This window comes from Micromonospora sp. RP3T (assembly GCF_003027925.1).
Taxonomy (GTDB): Bacteria; Actinomycetota; Actinomycetes; order Mycobacteriales; family Micromonosporaceae; genus Micromonospora.
This window is the reverse complement of the sequence record NZ_PYPS01000028.1, coordinates 56,605-76,047: the sequence shown is the minus strand read 5'-3', so window position 1 is coordinate 76,047 and position 19,443 is coordinate 56,605. Positions and strand designations below refer to the sequence as shown.

At 74.1% G+C, this 19,443-nt stretch carries 16 protein-coding genes and 1 pseudogene; 7 read left to right on the top strand and 10 right to left on the bottom strand.

Annotated features, from left to right (window positions below):
* Positions 1–2 precede the first annotated feature (2 nt).
* Entirely contained in the window at positions 3–1,493 is a 1,491-nt protein-coding gene (locus tag C8054_RS21905; RefSeq protein ID WP_107159604.1) for a serine/threonine-protein kinase, read from the top strand.
* A 45-nt stretch (positions 1,494–1,538) separates the two neighbouring features.
* On the opposite strand, the gene C8054_RS21900 is transcribed toward C8054_RS21905, so the two are convergent.
* A complete protein-coding gene (locus C8054_RS21900; protein ID WP_107159602.1) occupies positions 1,539–2,000 on the bottom strand; it encodes a hypothetical protein in 462 nt (153 codons plus the stop codon).
* A 236-nt stretch (positions 2,001–2,236) separates the two neighbouring features.
* On the opposite strand from C8054_RS21900, the gene C8054_RS21895 reads away from it, so the two are divergent.
* From C8054_RS21895 to C8054_RS21880, 5 genes and pseudogenes are all read left to right on the top strand, one after another.
* Positions 2,237–4,018 carry an alpha/beta hydrolase gene (locus C8054_RS21895; RefSeq protein WP_107159600.1) on the top strand — a complete coding sequence of 594 codons (1,782 nt, stop codon included), beginning with the start codon at positions 2,237–2,239 and terminating at the stop codon, positions 4,016–4,018.
* Between the two features lie 124 nt (positions 4,019–4,142).
* Positions 4,143–5,081 (top strand): transporter substrate-binding domain-containing protein, encoded by a 939-nt coding sequence (locus C8054_RS21890; protein ID WP_107159598.1) that lies wholly within the window; start codon positions 4,143–4,145, stop codon positions 5,079–5,081.
* Positions 5,078–6,187 (top strand): hypothetical protein, encoded by a 1,110-nt coding sequence (locus C8054_RS21885; RefSeq protein ID WP_107159596.1) that lies wholly within the window; start codon positions 5,078–5,080, stop codon positions 6,185–6,187. Before C8054_RS21890 ends, C8054_RS21885 begins: the two co-directional genes overlap by 4 nt.
* A gap of 38 nt (positions 6,188–6,225) precedes the next feature.
* Positions 6,226–6,402 carry a Scr1 family TA system antitoxin-like transcriptional regulator gene (locus tag C8054_RS32090; RefSeq protein ID WP_255563041.1) on the top strand — a complete coding sequence of 59 codons (177 nt, stop codon included), beginning with the start codon at positions 6,226–6,228 and terminating at the stop codon, positions 6,400–6,402.
* Positions 6,399–6,582: pseudogene (locus tag C8054_RS21880) on the top strand (DUF397 domain-containing protein). Before C8054_RS32090 ends, C8054_RS21880 begins: the two are co-directional and overlap by 4 nt.
* A gap of 79 nt (positions 6,583–6,661) precedes the next feature.
* Here C8054_RS21880 and C8054_RS21875 read toward each other — a convergent pair.
* The 8 genes from C8054_RS21875 to C8054_RS21840 form a co-directional block, all read right to left on the bottom strand.
* Positions 6,662–7,348 (bottom strand): hypothetical protein, encoded by a 687-nt coding sequence (locus C8054_RS21875; RefSeq protein ID WP_146179952.1) that lies wholly within the window; start codon positions 7,346–7,348, stop codon positions 6,662–6,664.
* Positions 7,349–7,428: 80 nt separating this feature from the next.
* Entirely contained in the window at positions 7,429–8,592 is a 1,164-nt protein-coding gene (locus C8054_RS21870; protein WP_107159592.1) for an acyl-CoA dehydrogenase family protein, read from the bottom strand.
* Positions 8,589–10,583, bottom strand: a complete 1,995-nt coding sequence (locus C8054_RS21865; protein ID WP_107159590.1) for a biotin carboxylase N-terminal domain-containing protein — start codon at positions 10,581–10,583, stop codon at positions 8,589–8,591. The genes C8054_RS21870 and C8054_RS21865 overlap by 4 nt, the downstream gene beginning before the upstream one ends.
* Positions 10,584–10,594: 11 nt before the next feature.
* Entirely contained in the window at positions 10,595–12,196 is a 1,602-nt protein-coding gene (locus C8054_RS21860; RefSeq protein ID WP_107159588.1) for an acyl-CoA carboxylase subunit beta, read from the bottom strand.
* The gene (locus C8054_RS21855; RefSeq protein ID WP_107159585.1) at positions 12,193–13,383 is read right to left on the bottom strand and encodes an acyl-CoA dehydrogenase family protein; all 1,191 of its coding nucleotides are present in this window, start codon (positions 13,381–13,383) and stop codon (positions 12,193–12,195) included. The genes C8054_RS21860 and C8054_RS21855 overlap by 4 nt, the downstream gene beginning before the upstream one ends.
* Positions 13,380–15,059, bottom strand: coding sequence for an acyclic terpene utilization AtuA family protein (locus C8054_RS21850; protein WP_107159583.1), 1,680 nt, complete (start codon positions 15,057–15,059; stop codon positions 13,380–13,382). The genes C8054_RS21855 and C8054_RS21850 overlap by 4 nt, the downstream gene beginning before the upstream one ends.
* Positions 15,056–15,844 (bottom strand): TIGR03084 family metal-binding protein, encoded by a 789-nt coding sequence (locus C8054_RS21845; RefSeq protein WP_107159580.1) that lies wholly within the window; start codon positions 15,842–15,844, stop codon positions 15,056–15,058. The genes C8054_RS21850 and C8054_RS21845 overlap by 4 nt, the downstream gene beginning before the upstream one ends.
* A gap of 24 nt (positions 15,845–15,868) precedes the next feature.
* Positions 15,869–16,483, bottom strand: a complete 615-nt coding sequence (locus C8054_RS21840) for a TetR/AcrR family transcriptional regulator (protein ID WP_107159578.1) — start codon at positions 16,481–16,483, stop codon at positions 15,869–15,871.
* A 121-nt stretch (positions 16,484–16,604) separates the two neighbouring features.
* On the opposite strand from C8054_RS21840, the gene C8054_RS21835 reads away from it, so the two are divergent.
* Entirely contained in the window at positions 16,605–18,641 is a 2,037-nt protein-coding gene (locus C8054_RS21835) for a DegT/DnrJ/EryC1/StrS family aminotransferase (protein WP_107159575.1), read from the top strand.
* A 32-nt stretch (positions 18,642–18,673) separates the two neighbouring features.
* Here C8054_RS21835 and C8054_RS21830 read toward each other — a convergent pair whose 3' ends face one another.
* Complete coding sequence (locus tag C8054_RS21830; protein WP_107159573.1) at positions 18,674–19,441, bottom strand: bifunctional 2-polyprenyl-6-hydroxyphenol methylase/3-demethylubiquinol 3-O-methyltransferase UbiG; 768 nt, start codon at positions 19,439–19,441, stop codon at positions 18,674–18,676.
* Positions 19,442–19,443 lie beyond the last annotated feature (2 nt).

Genomic DNA, 19,443 nt, shown 5'->3' with positions numbered 1-19,443 from the left:
CCGTGACCGAGACCCCGCCCGGCGCCATGCGGCTGCCCATCGTGCCCGGTCTGACCGACCTGTCAGTGTTTGCCCGTGGTGGGTACGCCACCGTCTACCGGGCCACCCAGATCTCGGTGGGGCGCGAGGTGGCCGTCAAGGTCGAGAACCGGACGCTGAACAGCGAGCGCGACCAGGCCCGCTTCCTGCGCGAGGCCCGCGCCGCCGGGCGGATGTCGTCGCACCCGCACGTGGTCGACCTCTTCGACGTCGGGGTCACCGTCGACCAGCACCCCTACCTCATCATGGAGCTGTGCGACGGCTCGTACGCGGAACGGATGCGCACCTCGCCGCTGGACGCGTCGGAGACCCGAGACCTCGGCGTGAAGATCGCCGACGCGCTGGCCCACTCGCACGCGGCCGGCGTGCTGCACCGCGACGTCAAGCCGGCCAACATCCTGCACTCCGAGTTCAACTCGGCGGTGCTCGCCGACTTCGGTCTGGCGGTGCTGGCCGAGGTGCGCGACGCCTCGGTGACGCTGGAGGTGCTCACCCCGGCGTACGCGCCGCCGGAGATGTTCAACCACAGCCCGCCCAGCCCGGCCGTCGACGTCTACGCGCTCTGCGCCACGCTCTACGCGGTGATGCACGGCCGGCCGCCGCGCTGGCAGTCCGAGCGCAACCCGAGCCTGGTCACCGTGCTGGAGATGTTCCAGCACCCGATCCCCGGCCTGCCCGGGGTGCCCGACGAGCTGATCGACGTGCTGCGCCTGGGCATGTCCAACGACCCGGGCGAGCGGCCCTCCGCCGTGGAACTGCGCGGCCTGCTCGCCGCGCTCCCGCTCGATCCCGGCACCCCGGCGCCCCCGATCGTCGGCGGCCGGTACGACCGCACCGGCGGCCCGTACGACCGGAGCGGCGGGCCGAGCCCGCGGCAGCCGGCCCGGGACGACCACCCGACCGTGCCGGCGCGGAGCCGGCGCTGGCCGAGGCGCTGGTTCCTCGGCGGAGCCGGGGTGCTGGCGTTGGCCGCCTCGGCCGCCGGTGGCGCCTGGCTGGCCGGCGGCACCCCGCCGGTGGTGTCGCCGACCCCGGTGGCCAGCGGCGCGGCCGGGATGACGCCGCTGCCCGGCTGCGCGTCCGCCGACGTCCGCCTGCCGGCCGGTGCGCGTTGTGCGCCCGAGTTGGAGTGCTACGGCCCGGTGCGCCTACGCCGCGAACGCGCCGAGGCGAGCCGGGTGCCGTGCGACGGCCAGCACACCTGGGAGACCTACGCCGCCGGTGACCTGCCGACCGGTCTGACCGGGGCCGGCCACGACGCGGTCGCCGCCGATCCGGCCGTCCGCAAGGTCTGTAACGCGGGCACGTTCCGGCTGGTCAGCGGCGTCAAGTCGGGTGCCGGGTGGAACCTGGAGGTGCTGCCGCCGGCCGAGAGCGAAGCCGACCGCACCTACCGCTGCCTGGCCGGGCAGGGCGTGAACGCGCTGGCCCGCCCCACGCTCACCGGTCGCTGAGCCCGATCGCCGCGCTCACCGGTCGCGGAGCACCGATCGACGCGCTCACCGGTCGCTGAGCCCGTTCACCGTCCGCTGCTGTCGCACCGACCTCGGGTCGAGCGCCTCCAGCGTGTCGGCGTCGAGCGCGCCGGCCGCGCGCAGCCCGCGGACCGCCCGGGGGTCGAGCGCCTCCAGCGTGTCCGCGTCGACCGGAGCGCCGCCCGGGGTGCGCAGGTTCCGCACCGCGCGCGGGTCGATCGCCTCCAGCGTGTCGGCGTCCACGCCGTACCCCCGGTCGGGGGCCGGCCAGCCCTCGGCCGACGGTGCGGCGACGCCGCCGGGCGACTGCCGGGCGGCGGTGACCGTGACGCCGGCGACCATGCCCAGCACGACGCAGACCAGGGCCAACACCACCGACAGGATGCCGGGCGGTCGCCACACCGCCAGCGTCACCAGCGCCGCCACCGTCGCCGCGGACGCGGCGACGGCCTTCACCCGCGCATCGGACCTCGGGAACGAACTCACCCGACAAGCATGGCCCAGCGCGTCGACCTGTCAACCGTCGACCCGGGACGGCTTCCCGTCACTCCTGGCTCCACATCGGATCGCGAAAAGCGTCGATCGAGAAAAAATCGTTACATAACTCGGCGCTTTGCGGCATTGGTCCATTTTTGGGGGCCACATCCGGTCGTGGGGGAATCCTAAAGTGACGGGGTCGAGGTGCTCCTCGACGGATCTGTTCCCCACCGGAAGGCAGTCACATGCCCCGTGTAATCCGGTCCCTCGCCGCAACCGGGATCGCCGGGATCCTCCTCGCCGGATCGGCCGTCTCGCCCGCCGTGGCCGCGCCGACACCGCAACCGCCGCCGTACGACCGCACCAGCGCGGCCGAGGCCCGTCGGGTGGACCGCGTACCGACCCCGAAGCTGGACTGGTACGCCTGCTACGACTACGCCGAGTGCGCCACGGTCCGGCTCCCGCTGGACTACGACAACCCGAAGGGCGCCACCACCGAGGTCGCGCTGCTCCGGGTCAAGGCCCGCGACCAGCAGCACAAGATCGGCAGCCTGTTCCTCAACCCGGGTGGCCCGGGCGGCTCCGGCACCAGCATCGCGCTCGCCGCGCCCTACTTCCTCGGCGACGACCTGCTCGACCGCTTCGACGTGGTCGGCGTCGACCCGCGCGGCGTCGAGGCCAGCGACAACATCCGGTGCTTCCGCACCGTCAAGGAGCAGACCCGGGCGTACGCCGGGCTGAACGTCGCGTTCCCGTGGACGAAGGCGGAGGAGAAGGCGTTCGTCGCCGCCTCGAAGGCGGTCGGCACGGCGTGCTCGACCACCGGCAAGCCGCTGACCGGCGCGGCGTCCACCGCCGAGGTGGCCCGCGACATGGACGTGCTGCGCCGGGCGGTCGGCGACCAGAAGCTCAGCTACCTGGGCTTCAGCTACGGCACCGCGCTGGGCCAGTACTACGCCAACATGTTCCCGGACCGGTTCCGCGCGCTCGTCGTCGACGGCGTGCTCAACCCGAACGCCTGGGTCGGCCAGGGCCCGGCCCGCAACCAGCTCCAGGAGACGCGGCTGCGCAGCGCCGACGGCGCGTACCGGGCGCTGCACGAGATCCTGGTGCGGTGCGGCAAGGTCGGCGCGGAGCAGTGTGCGCTGGCCGCCGGCGGTGACCCGGTCGCCAGGTACGACACGGTGGCGAAACGGCTTCGCAAGAAGCCGGCCGTGATCGACGACCCGGAGTACGGCTCGTTCACCGTCAGCTACGCCGACTTCGTCGGCGCCACGCTCAACGCGCTCTACGACCCGTACGGCTGGCAGTCGGTCGTGGACATCACCCTGCAACTGCTGGCCGCGACCGACCCGGCCACCGGCAGGGCCGCCGCCACGAAGGCCCGCCGGGCGCTCGCCGCCCGGGCCGCGCAGGCCCGGCAGCAGCGGGGGTACGACTTCCCCTACAACAACGGGCTGGAGACGTTCCTGACCGTCGACTGCACCGACGCGTACCACCCGCGGAACGCGGACGCCTGGCCGGCGCTGGCGGCCAGGGAGGACCAGCGGGCCCCGTACTTCGGGCGGGCATGGGCGTGGGGCACCGCGCCCTGCGCCCGCAACACCTGGACGGTGCGTGACGAGGACGCCTACACCGGCCCGTTCAACCGCACCACCGCCGCCCCGGTGCTCGTGGTCGGCAACTACTGGGACCCGGCGACCAGCTACCAGGGTGCGGTCAGCTCGGCCGCGCTGCTGCCGAACAGCCGGCTGCTGAGCAGCGACAGCTGGGGGCACACCGCGTACGGCACCTCGACGTGCGTGACCGGGAAGATCGACGCGTACCTGCTGACCGGCAAGCCGCCGGCCAAGGGCGCGCGCTGTGTCGGTGACGCCCAGCCGTTCCAGGAGGACCCGCCGACCGGCCGGGTGGCCGCGTCCAAGAGCGAGCTGGCGCGCGCCGGCGCACCCGGTCGGGGTGAGCCGAAGCGGCTGCCGCCGGTGAGCACGCCGCGGCCGGCGGTCGGCACGCTGACCGTCCGCTGACGGACCCCCGGGGTGCGGCGGGCGATCGGGCGTCCGCCGTACCCCGGGCCGCGGGGCACAGCGCATTGTGTGGTGGTCGCTACGCTGAGTTCTCCGTCGTCGTGTCCCGCGATCGAGGTGTCCGATGCCCGAGATCTCTTCCCGCCGGCTCCGTTCCCTCGCCACCACGCTGGCCGTGGCGCTGACCCTCACCCTGGCCGCCGCCGCCGGCTGCGACAACCGCCGTGAACCCCCGCTGCCCTCGGTGCTCGACAAGCTGCACGAGTCGCACATCGACGGCCAGGCGAAGATCAAGATCGGGGTGTCCGAGACCGAGCCGCTGATGGGCGAACTGCGCAACGGCGCGCACATCGGCTTCGACGTGGAGATCGCCCGCTACATCGCCGCGTTTCTCGGCTTCCAGGGTGAGCAGCGCATCCAGTGGGTGGCGCTGGCCACCGAGGACCGCATTCCCGCGCTCCAGGGCGGCACCGTCGACCTGATCGTGTCGAGCTTCTCGATGACCGAGGAACGCCAGAAACTGATCAGCTTCGCCGGGCCGTACTTCGTCACCACCCAGGAGGTGATGGTGCCGACGCGGCTGCGGGACCGGGTCCGCACCATCGAGGACCTGCGCCGGCCGGGGCTGCGCGTCTGCACCAGCGGCGGCTCCACCACCGAGGCGGAACTGGAGAAACACCAGGTCCGGGCATACGTCGTGAAGACCGTCGGCGACTGCGTACGAGGCATCCGGGAGAAGCGGTACGACGTGGTCAGCTCCGACGAGACGATCCTGGCCGGCTTCCTGTCCCAGTACCCCACCGAGTTCGAGATCGTCGACATGCCGTTCGGCACCAGCGAGCTGCTCGGCATCGGTGTGCCGATCGGCGACCCGGCGCTGCGTGACCTGGTCGCGTTCGCGCTCCAGAAGAGCTACCTGGAAGGGCGGGACGGGATCAGCAGCCCGTGGCTGACCGCGTACAACCGCACGCTCGGGCCGTGGCTCAAGGCGGACAAGTCCCAGCCGCAGCCGCTGAACGTGCCGAAGCTCGTCGACTTCGACGACAAGGCGCCCCGGCGATGACCGCCCCGCCGGACGCCGTCCCGGCGGGCACCGCCGGTCCGGGCGCTGGCACCGCCGGTCCCGGGGTCGTCGCTGCCGGGGCCGCCGGCCCGGGTGCCGCCGCGCCGGGCCGGGCCGGGCCCCCGCCGGCCGACCCGGCCGAGCGTCGCGCGCGGGCCACCCAGTCGTTCTGGACCGCGGTCGTCGGGGTGCCGGCCGTCTTCTCGGTGCTGCGGCTCGGCGTCGAGGCGGGCGGCGAGTTGCAGACCACGCTGCTGCTGGTCGCCAACGTCGGCACGGTGAACCTGCTGGCCGGCTTCCTCACCACCGCCGCCGCGCTGCTCTCCACCGCCCTGGTCGCGGTGTTCGCGCTCGGCGCGGTGCTGCGGGTCAGCGTGGACCGGATGCCGCCCGGAATCCGTCGGCCGCTCTTCGCCCGCTGGGTGGACAGCACGCCGGCCTGGTTCGCGGTGGCCAGCTTCCTGCTCGCGCTGGTCACCTGGCCGCTGCTCTACCTGCCGCTGCTGCTGCCCGCGTTCGTGGCCGCGTTCCAGCTCGGCCCGGAACGGCTGCACGAGCAGCGGGTGCCGCGCCTGCTGCTGCTCGCCGCCGGGTTCGCCGGATACCTCTGGCTGCTCGGACCCACCCTGCTCGACGCCGCCCGGCAGGGGGAGGCGCTGGCGCTGGCGCTGCTTGTCGTACCCCCGGTGCTGGCGTTGTTCGTGACCGGTCCGCTGCCGGCGGCGGTGATCCGGCCGCTCGCCTCGGTCACCGAGGCGGCGGTGCTGGCCATGCTGGTCTGGGCCGCGCTGCCGGTGATCAGCACGCCGGTGCTGCCGCTGACCGTCACCACCGTCGAGACGTCGCCCGGCGTCACCGAGGACGTCCGCGGCCACGTGGTCACCGTGGACGACGTCGACGTGGTGCTGCTCCAGGAACGTGGCGGCGTCCGCTACCTGCCGGTCGGCCAGGTACGCGCACAGGTGCTCTGCCCGAGCGAGGACGAGCTGCCCCGGCGGCAGCTCCGGGTGCGCGACTTCCACGTGGAGGATTCACTGCTGGAAGGGCTGGGTCGCCGGGTCCGCCCGGTCCACCGCATCGACGCCGCCTGCCGCACGGTCCGCTGACGCGCCCGCGTCCACACGTAACCGGCTAGCGAGGAATCTTGGTACGGGGGCGCCCCTCGCTCGTGTACTCCGACAGCCTGACGGGTGCGCTCTACCTCGACAAGCCCGCCGAGATGGGCGCGTATGGAGAGGCATGGGCGGCCACCGAAAAGCTCGCGCTGAACGAAGCGCAGTCCCGCAAACTCATCGCATCGATCGCGGAGGACCAGACATGACCACGCTCATCGGGAAGAAGAGCACCCGCAGCAACGAGGGAAACTGCGTCGAGGTCGCCACTCCGCCCGAGGCTGTGATGGTTCGCGACAGCAAGGCGGCAGGGTCCGACGTTGACGTTCACCGCTGACCGGTGGACCGGCTTCGTCCACGCGGTCAGGTCCGGCACGTTCGACGCCTGACGGCCCTCCGCACGCAGATCTTGGAAGATGAGGGCCCCTCCGAGGGCCGTTTGCTTCCAAGATCTGCCCCGAACCCGGGTCAGCGTGCCTGGCGGAGCAGGTCGGCCAGGGTGGCCGCCTCGACCAGCTCGTCGCCGAGCGGGGTTCCCGCGTCGGCGACCGCTCCGGTCCACAACAGTTCGGCCGGGGTGTCGGAGGCCAGCCAGCGGTCCAGCGCGCGTCTCGCCCGTTCGTCGGGTGCCGACCACCGCACGACCTCCGCGAGGTGGCGGCTGGACGCCGGACCGGGCAGCTCGGCGAAGGCCGCCAGGTACGGGCCGAGGTCCAGCTCCAGCGCGGCCACCGCGTCCAGGATGTCCTCCGCCGGATGCTCGGACGGCCACGAGGTCAGCGTCGACCGCCACCAGGCGCGGAGGAAGTCCTCCACCGCGCCCCGCTCGACGGGCGTCCAGTCCGCCCAGTACCCGGCGATCCGGCGGGCCAGCGTGTCCGGCCACGACTGGTCGACCATCTCGCCGGCGGCGTACGCGGTCAGCAGCCGGGGCACCAGGTGCGGCAGCTCGCTCCCGTCGCCCCAGGTGCCCGGATTGGCGAGGTAGCTGCCGAGCTGGTCCGGGGTCAACGCGCGCAGCGGCGTCCGCCGGAACCGGTCGACGTCGGCCGGGTCCACGCAGTGCTCGCACGCCGCCATGTCGCCCGGCATCGGGTGCTGGGCGAACACGGCGTACAGCCGTTCACCCGCCCGCTCCACGTCGCCCGCTCCCACCCCGCCAGTCTCGCCGACCGCTCGGGTGGAACGCCACGGCTGTCAAACAAGGCCGGAGACAGCGTTGGCGACACCCACGGTCAGTAGGACTTGTCCTGGCCCAGGACGTGCTGGGCGACGAAGTTGAGGATCATCTCGCGGCTGACCGGGGCGATCCGGCCGGCGCGTACGGCGCCGAGCAGCGTCGCCACGCCGTACTCGGTGGTCATGCCGGCCCCGCCGAGCGCCTGGACGGCGGTGTCCACGGCGAGCGCGGCGGCCTCGCCGGCCGCGTACTTGGCCATGTTGCCGGAGACGCCGGCCTCCAGGTCGCGACCGGCGTCGTAGAGGCTGGCCGCCTTGTAGATCATGAGTCGGGCCAGCTCCACCTGGACGGCGGCGTGCGCGAGCGGGTGCGCGACGCCCTGGTGCGAGCCGATCGAGCGCCCGCCCCAGACCTTGCGGGTGGCGGTGTACTCGGACGCCTTCTCGACGGCGTAGCGGCCAGTGCCGGCGCCCATCGCGGCGACCGTGATCCGTTCCGGGTTCAGCCCGGCGAACAACGCGGGCAGGCCGGCGTCCAGCGACTCACCGATGAGCGCGTCGGCGGGCAGCCGGACGTCGTCCAGGAAGAGCTGGAACTGGTTCTCCGGGGAGAGGATCTCCATGTCCAGCTTGGACTTCTCCAGGCCGGGCGCGTCGGTCGGCACGATGAACAACGCCGGCTTCAGCTTGCCGGAGGAGGCATCCTCGGTCCTGGCCACCACCAGCACGTGGTCGGCCTCGTCGACCCCGGAGATGTAGACCTTGCGGCCGGTGAGCAGCCAGTCGTCGCCGTCGCGGCGGGCCACCGTGCCGAGGCGGTGGAAGTTCGACCCGGCGTCCGGCTCGGTGATCGCGAAGACGATCTTCTGGGAGCCGTCGGCGAGGCCGGGCAGGTGCTTCTTGCGCTGCTCCTCCGTGCCGTGCTTGTTGATCACGGTGGCGGCGATGGCGGGGGAGACCACGAGCAGCAGCAGCGGGCATCCCGCCGCGGCCAGCTCCTCGCAGACCAGCGCCAGTTCGGTGATGCCGCCGCCCCCGCCGCCGTACTCGGTGGGGATGTTGACGCCGAGGTAGCCGAGCCGTCCGGCCTCGTGCCACAGCTCGGTGGTGTGTTCTGCCGACTTGGCCTTGGCCACGAAGTAGGGGTGGCCGTACCGGCGGCCCAGCGCGCGTACCGCGTCGCGGAGCTGGTCCTGTTCGGGGGTGAGGTCGAAGTTCACTGCGGGTCCTCCTCGGGGTCGACCACGGCCAGCACGGCACCCGTCTCCACCTGGCCGCCGGGCGCGACCGGCAGCTCCGCCACCACGCCGTCGGCCGGGGCGAGCACGGGGTGTTCGAGCTTCATCGCTTCCAGCGTCAGCAGCAGGTCACCGGCGGCGACCCGCTGACCGACCTCGACGTGCACCCGGGTCACCGCGCCGGGCAGCGGGGCGAGCAGCGATCCGGCCGCCAGCGCCGCGGTGGGCCGGGGCAGCCGCGGCAGTTCGGTGAGGCTCGTCGCCCCGTCCGGGCCGTCCACGAAGACCGACGACCCCACCCGGTGTACGCGGAAAGCCCGCCGCACCCCGCCCACGTCGAGCACCACGCGCTCCGGCGTGGCCGTCACCAGCTCCACCGTTGGGGTGTTAGGCGGGGCCCCCGCCTCTACCGAATCCGTTAAGCGGGGCCCCCGCCTTTCCCACTCGGCGAGGGTGCCGGTGCGGGTGAGGCGGTAGTGGATCTCGATGTCGCTGAAGCGGGTCAGCTGCGGCTGAGCCGGCACGTTGCGCCAGCCCGACGGCAGCCCGGCCAGCACCGGTGCGGCGGCCCGGCGCGCGGCGGCCCCGGACAGCGCCGCCGCCAACGCGGCCAACGGGAGCTGGTCGGCCGGCAGCAGCGGCGCGAAGACCTCGGGGTGCCGGTCCAGGAAGCCGGTGTCCACGTCGGCGGCGGCGAACTCGCCGCTGCGCAGCACCCGGACCAACAGGTCCCGGTTGGTGGCCACGCCGTGCAGCTCGGCCCGGGCCAGCGCGCCGGCCAGGGCGCGGGCCGCCTCGGTGCGGGTGGGTGCCCAGGCGACCAGCTTGGCCAGCATCGAGTCGTAGTGCACGCTCACCGTCGAGCCGTCCACCACGCCGGAGTCCAGGCGCAGGCCCCGGGTGGGCCCGAACTCGGCGTCGACGCCGGGGATCGCGAACCGGTGCAGCGTGCCGGTGGCCGGGCGGAACCCCTCGGCCGGCTCCTCGGCGCAGAGCCGCACCTCGATGGCGTGGCCCTGCGGGGCGGGTGTGGCCGGGACCGGCAGCGGCTCGCCGTCGGCGACCAGCAGTTGCAGCCGCACCAGATCCAGGCCGGTGGTCAGCTCGGTGACCGGGTGCTCGACCTGGAGCCGGGTGTTCACCTCCAGGAAGTGCACCTGCCCGTCCGGCGCCAGCAGGAACTCCACCGTGCCCGCGCCGACGTAGTCGACCGCCCGGCCGGCCGCCACCGCCGCCGAGTGCAGCCGCTCGCGCACCTCGTCGGGCAGCACCCCGGGCGCCTCCTCGACGATCTTCTGGTGCCGACGTTGGATCGAACAGTCGCGTACCCCGAGCGCCACGATCGTGCCGTGGGTGTCGCCGAAGATCTGCACCTCGACGTGCCGGCCACGCTCGACGTACCGCTCGATGAAGACCGTGCCGTCGCCGAACGCCGCCGCCGCCTCGCGGCGCGCGCCCGCGACGGCCTCGGCGAGCCCGGCCGCGTCGCGGACGATCCGCATGCCCCGGCCGCCGCCGCCGGCACTGGCCTTGACCAGCACCGGGAACGCGGTGACCTGGTCGGGGTCGGTCCAGGTGGGCAGCATCGGCACGCCCGCGTCGGCGAGCAGCGCCTTGGCCGCCATCTTGTCGCCCATCGCGGCGATCGCCTTGGCGGACGGGCCGACCCAGGTCAGGCCCGCGTCGGTCACCGCCGCCGCGAACTCCGCGTTCTCGGCGAGGAAGCCGTAGCCGGGGTGGACCGCGTCCGCGCCGGAGCGCCGGGCCGCGTCCAGGATGAGGTCGATCCGCAGGTACGTCTCGGCCGGCGTGTTCCCCGGCAGCCGGACCGCGAGGTCGGCCTCGGCGACGAACGGCGCGTCGGCGTCCGCGTCGGAGTGCACGGCGACCGTGGCCACGCCGAGCGCCCGGCAGGTGGCGAAGACCCGGCGGGCGATCTCCCCCCGGTTGGCCACCAGAAGTCGAGTGATCATCAGTCAGCCCCCTACATCCGGAAGACGCCGAAACCGTCGGCGCCCTTCACCGGTCCGTTGTGGATCGCCGACAGGCAGAGCCCGAGGACGGTACGGGTGTCCCGGGGGTCGATCACCCCGTCGTCGTAGAGCCGGCCGGAGAGGAACAACGCGCCGGACTGCGACTCGATCTGCTGCTCGACCATCATCCGCATGGCGGTGTCGGAGTCCTCGTCGTAGTCGCGCCCCCGGGCCGCGGCGGCCTGCCGGGCCACGATCGACAGCACGCCGGCCAACTGCGCCGGGCCCATCACCGCCGACTTCGCGTTCGGCCAGGTGAACAGGAACCTCGGCTCGTACGCCCGGCCGCACATGCCGTAGTTGCCGGCGCCGTAGGAGGCGCCCAGGTTGACCGTCAGGTGCGGCACCGTCGAGTTCGACACCGCGTTGATCATCAGCGCGCCGTGCTTGATGATGCCGCGCTGTTCGTACTCGGTGCCGACCATGTAGCCGGTGGTGTTCTGGAGGAAGACCAGCGGGGTGTCGGCCGCGTTGGCGAGCTGGATGAACTGGGCCGCCTTCTGCGCCTCCTCGCTGAACAGCACGCCCCGGGCGTTCGCCAGCACGCCGACCGGCCAGCCGTGCAGCTCGCCCCAGCCGGTCACCAACGCCGTGCCGTAGCCGGGCTTGAACTCGTCGAACGCGCTGTCGTCGAGCACCCGGGCCAGCACCTCGCGCGGGTCGAACGGCACCTTCAGGTCGGCGCTGGCGATGCCGAGCAACTCCTCCGGGTCGTACCGGGGTGGTCGCGGGGACGGGGTGCGCGGCGGCGGGCCGGCCTTGCGCCAGTTGAGCCGGCGGACGCACTGCCGGGCCAGCCGGATGCCGTCCCGCTCGTCCTCGGCGAGGAAGTCGGCCAGGCCGGACGTGGCGGCGTGCATCTTCGCGCCGCCCAGCGACTCGTCGTCGGTGACCTCGCCGGTGGCCATCTTCACCAGCGGCGGCCCGGCCAGGTAGACCTGCGACCGGTCCCGGATCATGATGTTGAAGTCCGACATGCCCGGCACGTACGCACCGCCGGCGGTCGCGTTGCCGAACACCACGCTGACCGTGGGGATCTTCGCCGCGGAGAGCCGGGTCAGGTCGCGGAACACCCGCCCGCCGGGAATGAAGATCTCCGCCTGGGAGGGCAGGTCCGCGCCGGCCGACTCGACCAGGTTCACCATCGGCAGCCGGTTGGCCAACGCGATCTCACCCGCCCGACGCGTCTTCGCCAACGACCACGGGTTGATCGCGCCGCCGCGTACCGTCGGGTCGTTCGCCACGATCAGGCACTCCACGCCCTCGACCACGCCGATCCCGGTCACGGTGCTGGCGCCGACCGGGAAGTCCGTGCCGTACGCGGCCACCGGCGACAGCTCCAGGAACGGGCTGTCCGGGTCGATCAGCAGCTCGACGCGTTCCCGGGGGAGCAGCTTGCCGCGCTTGTGGTGCCGGGTCACGTACTTCTCGCCACCGCCGGCCCGCGCCTGGTCCAGCGCGGTCTCCAACTCGGCGAGGCGCTCCAGCAGCGCCTCCCGGTTGGCCACGAAGGCGGGTGCGGAGGTGTCGATCGCAGTCTGGAGAACGGTCACAGGCCCATGCCCTTCGCGATGATCTCGTTCATGATCTCGGTGGTGCCGCCGCCGATGCCGAGGATGCGGGCGTCCCGGTAGTGCCGCTCCACCTCCGCGTCGCGCAGGTAGCCGAAGCCGCCGTGCAGTTGCAGCGCGGCGTCCACCACGTGGTCGCAGGCGGCCACCGCCACGTTCTTCGCCATCGCCACCTCGGTCACCACCGGCTGCCCGCCGACTGCTCCAGCTCGCGGCGCGGCGCCGGACGCGCCGAGCTGGAGTGGTCGAGCCACCCGCTCGGCCACCTCGTGCACGTACGCGCGGGCCGCCTCGGCGCGGGTGTGCATCTCGGCCAGCCGGTGCCGGACGAGCTGCCGACTGGCGAGCGGACGACCGAACGTGGAACGGTCCCGGCACCACCGCACCGCCAGGTCCACGCAGCGCTGCGCGGTCGCGTACGCACTCGTGGCCAGCGACAGCCGCTCGGCGGCGAACTGCTGCATGACGGCCAGGAAGGCGGTGTCCTCCGGGCCGACCCGGTTCGCCACCGGCACCCGCACGTCGACGAAGGACAGCTCGGCGGTGTCCGAGCAGTGCCAGCCGAGCTTCTCCAGCCGCCGGCCCACGGTGAACCCGGGCGTGCCCTTGTCGATCACCAGCAGGCTGAGCGAACCGGAGCCGGGAAAGTCGGTGCAGACCGCGGTGGTCACGAAGTCCGCCCGGACGCCGCTGGTGATGTACGTCTTCGCGCCGTTCACCACGTAGTGGTCGCCGTCGCGGACCGCGCAGGTGCGGATGGCGGCCACGTCCGAGCCGCCGTCCGGTTCGGTGATCGCCAACGCGCCGATCATCGTGCCACCCAGCGTGGGCCGGACGTACGTGTCGATCAGGTGCTCGTCCTGCGCCGCGACGATGTGCGGGAGCGCGATGCCGTGCGTGAACAACGCGGCGATCAGCCCGGACGAGCCGCCGGAGCGGATGATCTCCTCGGTGACCACGATCGAGTCGAGCAGGTCGCCGCCGCTGCCACCGACCGACTCCGGGAAGCCGATGCCGAGCAGCCCGACCCGCGCGGCTGTCTCGTGCAGGGAGCGGGGCACCACACCGGCCCGCTCCCAGTCGGCCAGGTGCGGCAGCACCTCCCGGGTGACGAAGGCGCGGGTCAGCTCGCGAAGTTGGCGACGCTCCGGGGTGTCCACGATGGTCATGCCGGCACCTCCGCCGGCAGGTCGACCACCCGGGCCCGGAGCAGCTCACCGAGCGCCTTGGCCTGCGGGTCGAACCGGGTGGACGCGGCCACCCCCTGCCCCAGCAGCCCGCGGATCACGAAGTTGACCGCGCGCAGGTTCGGCAACTCGTACCGCTCCACGGTCAGCGGGGCGGTCTCCGGCAGCAGCTCGGCCAGCCGCTCCACGGTCAGCCAGCCGCGCAGCCAGGACCAGGTGGCGTCCGTCCGGGCCCAGACGCCGAGGTTGGCGTCCCCACCCTTGTCCCCCGACCGCGCCCCCACCAGCTCCCCCAGCGCCCCTCGCCGGGTGAGGTGCAAGGAGGGGGCCCCGCTTAACGCATTCGGTATAGGCGGGGGCCCCGCCAATCGCTTGGTCGTGAGCGGCGGGGGGATCGACACGCGCTCGCCGGAGGGGAGCACCGCGACGTGCGCCACCGCGTCCTGGGGCACGGTGTCCGAGGTGAAGATGCCGTACGGGGTGGCGTCGCCGGGCAACGTGGTCAGCGTGCAACCCGGGTAGGAGGCCAGCGCCAGCTCCACCGCGGCCGCCGAGAACGCCCGCCCGGCCCGCGCCTTGTCGACGTCGCGCAGGTGTACGTGCAGCAGCGCGCTCGCCGCCTCGGTGTCGGCCGCGTCCGGGTGGTCGGTGCGGGCCAGCGTGAACTCCAGCCCGTCCGGGCCCACCGCGTCCGTCACCTGACCCCGGACCAGGTCCGCCTTGGCCGGGATGTCCAGCCCGCACAGCACGAACGTCATCGAGTTGCGGAAGCCGCCCAGGTTGTTGACGCCCACCTTGAGCGTGTCCGGCGGGGGCGTGCCGCGTACGCCGGAGACGCGTACCCGGTCCGGCCCCGCCTGCCCCAGCCGGACCGTGTCCAGCCGGGTCACCACGTCCGGCCCGAGATAGTCCGGCCCGGCCACCTCGTACAGCAGTTGCGCGGTGACCGTCTCGACGGTGACCGCGCCGCCGGTGCCGGGGTGCTTGGTGAGCACCGACGTGCCGTCCGGGTGCAGCTCGGCGATCGGGAAGCCGGGGCGCCGGCCGCCGTCCGGCAGCTCGGTGAAGAAGCTGAAGTTGCCGCCGGTGACCTGCGCCCCGCACTCGATCAGGTGCCCGGCCACGGTCGCCCCGGCCAGCGCGTCGAGGTCGTCCCGGGTCCAGCCGAACCGGGCGATCGCCGGGCCGACCGCCAGCGACGCGTCGGTGACTCGCCCGGTCACCACCACGTTCGCGCCCGCGTCGAGGCAGGCCGCGATCCCGAACGCGCCCAGGTACGCGTTCGCGGTCAGCGCGTCCGGCCGCTGGAGCGCGTCGCCCTCGACGTACCCGACGCGCACGTCGAGGCCGAGTCGCGTGGCGAGCGACCGGATCGCGTCGGCCAGCCCGGCCGGGTTGAGGCCGCCGGCGTTGGTGACCAGCGTGACCCCGCGCTCCGACGCGGTGCCGAGCACGCCCTCCGCCTGCCGCAGGAACGTCTTCGCGTAGCCCAGCGACGGGTCGCGCATCCGGTCCCGACCGAGGATCAGCATGGTCAGCTCGGCCAGGTAGTCGCCGGTCAGCACGTCCAGCTCACCGCCGTCGAGCATCTCCCGCCAGGCGGCGAACCGGTCACCGTAGAAGCCGGACGCGTTGCCGACCCGCAGCACCCCGCTCATGGGCGGGCCTCCGCCGCCCGGCCGGCGCCGGGTGGCCCGGCGAACGCCTGGGCCACGTCCAGCCACTCGTCGGCGACCGGCCCGGTCGCGACCAGGGACAGGTCGGCGCGGTGCCGGCGCTGCGTGACCAGCAGGCAGAAGTCGAGCGCCGGCCCGGTCAACCGGTCGGTCGCCGCGGCCGGCCCGAAGGCCCAGACCTCGTCGCCCGCCGGTGCGGTGAGTTCGACCCGGACCGGGTCCGCCGGCACCGGGCGGCCGTGCGCGGCGAAGCCGTGCCCGAGGGTACGGAAGCCGAGGTGCGCGACGTGCCGCAGCCGGGCGGTCGGGGCGCGGGTGACACCGAGCGCGTCGGCGACGTCCTCGCCGTGCGCCCAGGTCTCCATCAGCCGGGCGGTGGCCATCGAGGCGGGCGACATCCGGGTGCCGTACCAGGGCAGCTTCTCGCCGGCCGGGGTGGCGGCCAGGGCCGCCGCGAGCGCGGTGCGGCCGTCCCGCCAGCGGGCCAGCAGCGCGGCCGGCGAGGCGAGGAAGGAATCGGCCCCGTCGTCGACCAGCCGGGCCGGGTCGGGCGCGGACAGCACCGAGGCGTAGAACGCGTCGGGGTCGGTCGCGGCGAGCCCGGCCACGTGGTCGGTCCAGGCCAGGTGGGCGATCTGGTGGGCGACGGTCCAGCCGGCGGCCGGGGTGGGCCGGGCCCAGTCCTCCGGTGGCAGCCCGCTGACGAGCGCGTCGAGCTGGTCGGACTCGGCGGTGAGATCCGCGAGCAGTGCGGTCGCGTCGACCATGGTGCCTCCGGGCGGGTGGGCCGGTCAGGGGGCGTCGGGGGTGAGCAGGGTGGCGAGTTGGCGCTTCCACATCCGCAGCAGGGCGGTGCGGCGGGGTGAGTCGTCGCTGAGCAGGTTGGCCACGCCCAGCCCGCGGAGCAGGTCGAGGGTGGCCTGCACGGCCTCGCGGATGCCGGGGCGGCGTTCGTCCACGCCGAGCAGTTCGACGGTGAGCCGGTGCATCTCCCGGCCCACCGTGGCCTCCAGCGGCACCAGCGCGTCGCGCAGCTCGGCGTCGGTGCGGGCGGCGACCCAGAGTTCGAGGGCGGCGACGAAGAGCGGCCCGGTGAAGGCGGCGCCGAGCAGGTCGATCACCCGGTCCAGCCGTCGCGGGCCGGCCGGCAGCGCGTCCGCCTCGGTGCGCAGCTCCACCGCCCGGCGTTCGGCGAGGTGGGCGACGGCGGCGGTGACCAGGGCGGCCTTGGTGGGGTAGTGGTGCAGCTGGGCGCCCCGGGAGACGCCGGCCCGGGCGGCCACCACAGTGGTCGTGGTGCCGGACCAGCCGTGTTCGACCAGGCACTCGACGGTCGCCTCCAGCAGCCGGGCCTGGGTGGCGCGGCTGCGTTCCTGCTGCGGGACGCGGGTCGGTGCGGTGGGCACGGGGACAGCGTCCCGCCCGGGAAACAAACAGTCAAGCCTGACTTTTTCTGCCGCCGCTATCCGACACCCCTCAGACGGTCCGTTCCGCGATACTGTGCTCGGTTCACGGGGAGGCACGACGATGGATGAATTCGTGCTGGTCGGCGGCTCCGGTTTCCTGGGCGCCGCGACCGCCGAGGCACTGCTGGCCGCCGGCGCGCGGGTGACAGTCGTGGACCGGCATCCGCCGGCCGGCACGAACACCGGCGCACCCGACTGGATCCGCGTCGACCTGCTTGTCGACGACCCGCCCGAGCTGCCGCCCGGCCCCGTCGTGGTGCTGCTCGGCGCCAGCGAGCCGCGCCCCCGCCGGCCCTGGACGCTGCCGCTCGACAACGCGATCAGCACCGCCCGGCTGCTGCCCCGGCTGGCCGGACGCCAGGTGATGCTCACCTCCTCCGTCGAGGTGTACGGCGCCGCCGCCGGTCCGCTCACCGAGGAGACCGCACCCGACCTGCCGTGGTCCGTCGAGGAGATCGACGGCTGGTGCGCCGCCGCCCGCGACCTGGCCAGGACGCCCTGCCCGCCCTGGCGGGCCGCCCCGCTGGCCCGGGCCATGGCCGACGCCGACCCGACCGGCCGGTGGACGTACGCGATGGCGAAGCTCGCCCAGGAACGGCTCGTCGCCGGCGCGGTCGACCCCGACCGGCTGACCGTGCTCCGGCTCGCGAACGCCTTCGGCGCGGGACAGCACCGGGTCGCCACCCGGCTGGTCCGCCGGGCCCGCCAGGGGCTGCCGCTGCCGGTCACCGCGGACGCCGTACGCAGCTTCCTGCCCGCCGACGCCCTCGCCCGGATGCTGCTCGACGGGATCGGCCCCGGCGTCTGGAACGTCGGCGGGGAGCCGGTGTCCCTGGCCGACCTCGCCACCTGGATCCGTGACCTGTGCGGGTCGTCGGCGCCGCTGCTGACCACACCCCGGCGTACGCCGGACAGCTCCGGTCTGGTGGTCACCGACAAGCTGACCGCCGCCGGCCACCGCGTGCCGCCGCTCCGCCCGCGCCTGGCGGAACTGGTCGCCGCGGTGGACGCCGACCGGGCACCCGTGTTCCGGCCGCCGCTGCCGGTCGTCGTGCCGCCGCCGCCCGCCCACCCCGACCTGGTGGCCGACCGCCAGCAGGCGGCGCTCGCCAGCGGCGAGGTCAAACACGGCAACCGGTGGACGCGGGAGCTGACCGAACGACTGGGCAAGGAGCTGGAACTCGACGACGACCACCGGGTGCTGGTCACCGCGTCCGGCACCGCCGCACTACGGATCATGGTGGCCGCCACCGTCGGCCCGGCCCGCCCCGGCGACGTGGCGGTGCTGCCGTCGTACACGTTCCCCGCGACGGCGGAGATCCTGGTCCAACTCGGGTACGCGCTGCGCTTCGTCGACGTGGACGCCGCGACGTGGACGCTCGACCCGGCGGCCGTCGCCAGCGCCGTCGCGCGGGGTGGCGTACGCCTGGTGCTCGGCGTGGACACGTTCGGCAATCCGTGCGACTACCCGGCCCTGCGGGCGGTCTGCGACCCCGCCGGCGTGGCGCTGCTGGCCGACTCCGCCGCCGCCCTCGGCAGCCTGCACCGGGGCCGCCCGGTGGCACAGCAGGCGCTGGCCCACTCGTACTCGATGAGCTTCGCCAAGGTGGTCTCCGCCGGTGGGGCCGGCGGCGCCCTGGTGCTGCCCGCCGACGCCGCCGAGGCGGTGCTCGCCGCGCCGGCCGGCTGGACCCGCTCCGAGCTGATGAACGAGCTGCACGCCGTCGTCGCGGTCGACCAGCTCGCGGAGCTGGACACGCTGGTCCGCCGGCGGGGCGAGGTGGCCGAGGTGTACGCCGCCGCCGCCCGCACCCTGCCGGTGGAGTTCCAGCAGGTCCGCCCGGGGGACCGGCACTGCTGGGTGCACTGGGTGGCCCGGATCGCCGACCGGGACCGGGTGGCGGACGCGCTGGCCGCGCTCGGCGTGCAGACCAAGCCCTACTTCGCGGCGATCCACCGCGGCCCGCTCGGCGGGGGCGAACGGCTGCCGGTGACCGACCGGCTGGACGCCGAGGCGCTCGCGCTGCCGATGTCGTCGGAACTCACCGTGGAGCAGGCGGAACGGGTCGTCGCCGCGCTGCGCCGCTGCCTGGGCTGAACCTCGCCGGCAGCGGGTGGCGGGCCGGGCGGTCAGGCCGGAAGGCGGCCGGTGACCAGCAGTTGCTTGCCGGCGTCGGCGAGGACCGGGTCGTCGCCGAGCCGGCGCTCCAACGCCAGCAGCGCGTCCCGGTCCGCGGCGAGCCGCCCGGCCAGCCCCGCCCGGCCCAACGGCCCGGCGCTGACCAGCAACCCGACGCCGCGGACCTCGACCAGGCCGGCGGCGGTGAACGCGGCCGCCAACCGGGCGCGGTCCAGCAGGTGCAGGTCGGCGGCGTGCCCGTCGGCCCGCCAGACGCCCCGGCGCCGGGCCAACCGGTCCACCGCCTCGTCGTCCCGGCCGGCGCCGACCAGCTCCAGCACCAGGCCCACCAGCGAGTCGACGAGCACCGCCAGCACCCCGCCCGGACGCAGCCAGCCGGCCAGGTGCCGGACCGCCCGCTCGGGATCGGCTGTGTACTGAAGTGAACCCATCGCCAGCACCGCGCCGGCCGTGGCGGGCAGCGTCACCTCCGTCATCGAGCCCTCGACGAGCGTGAAGCCGGGACCGGGCGGGTGGCGACGCAGCTCGGCGACCATCCCCGGCGCCTGCTCCACACCGGTCACCGGATGGCCCAGGTCGAGCAGGCGTCGCGCCCAGCGGCCCACGCCGCAGCCGGCGTCCACCACCGGGCCGTCGGGCGGCAGCAGCGCGCTGACCCGCTCCCACGCCAGATCGTCGTACGCGCGCCGGTGCGGCACCGCGAAGTGCTCCTCGTAGCCGGGCGCCAGCGCGTCGTACAGCGGCTGGCTCGGGCGCATCG

Bases quoted from the DNA above. Each gene is read 5' to 3' on its own strand.
- C8054_RS21865 (WP_107159590.1), bottom strand. From the start codon at position 10,583: ATGATCACTCGACTTCTGGTGGCCAACCGGGGGGAGATCGCCCGCCGG.
- C8054_RS21855 (WP_107159585.1), bottom strand. From the start codon at position 13,383: ATGACCATCGTGGACACCCCGGAGCGTCGCCAACTTCGCGAGCTGACC.
- C8054_RS21890 (WP_107159598.1), top strand. From the start codon at position 4,143: ATGCCCGAGATCTCTTCCCGCCGGCTCCGTTCCCTCGCCACCACGCTG.
- C8054_RS21845 (WP_107159580.1), bottom strand. From the start codon at position 15,844: ATGGTCGACGCGACCGCACTGCTCGCGGATCTCACCGCCGAGTCCGAC.
- C8054_RS21835 (WP_107159575.1), top strand. From the start codon at position 16,605: ATGGATGAATTCGTGCTGGTCGGCGGCTCCGGTTTCCTGGGCGCCGCG.
- C8054_RS21895 (WP_107159600.1), top strand. From the start codon at position 2,237: ATGCCCCGTGTAATCCGGTCCCTCGCCGCAACCGGGATCGCCGGGATC.
- C8054_RS21850 (WP_107159583.1), bottom strand. From the start codon at position 15,059: ATGAGCGGGGTGCTGCGGGTCGGCAACGCGTCCGGCTTCTACGGTGAC.
- C8054_RS21830 (WP_107159573.1), bottom strand. From the start codon at position 19,441: ATGCGCCCGAGCCAGCCGCTGTACGACGCGCTGGCGCCCGGCTACGAG.
- C8054_RS21885 (WP_107159596.1), top strand. From the start codon at position 5,078: ATGACCGCCCCGCCGGACGCCGTCCCGGCGGGCACCGCCGGTCCGGGC.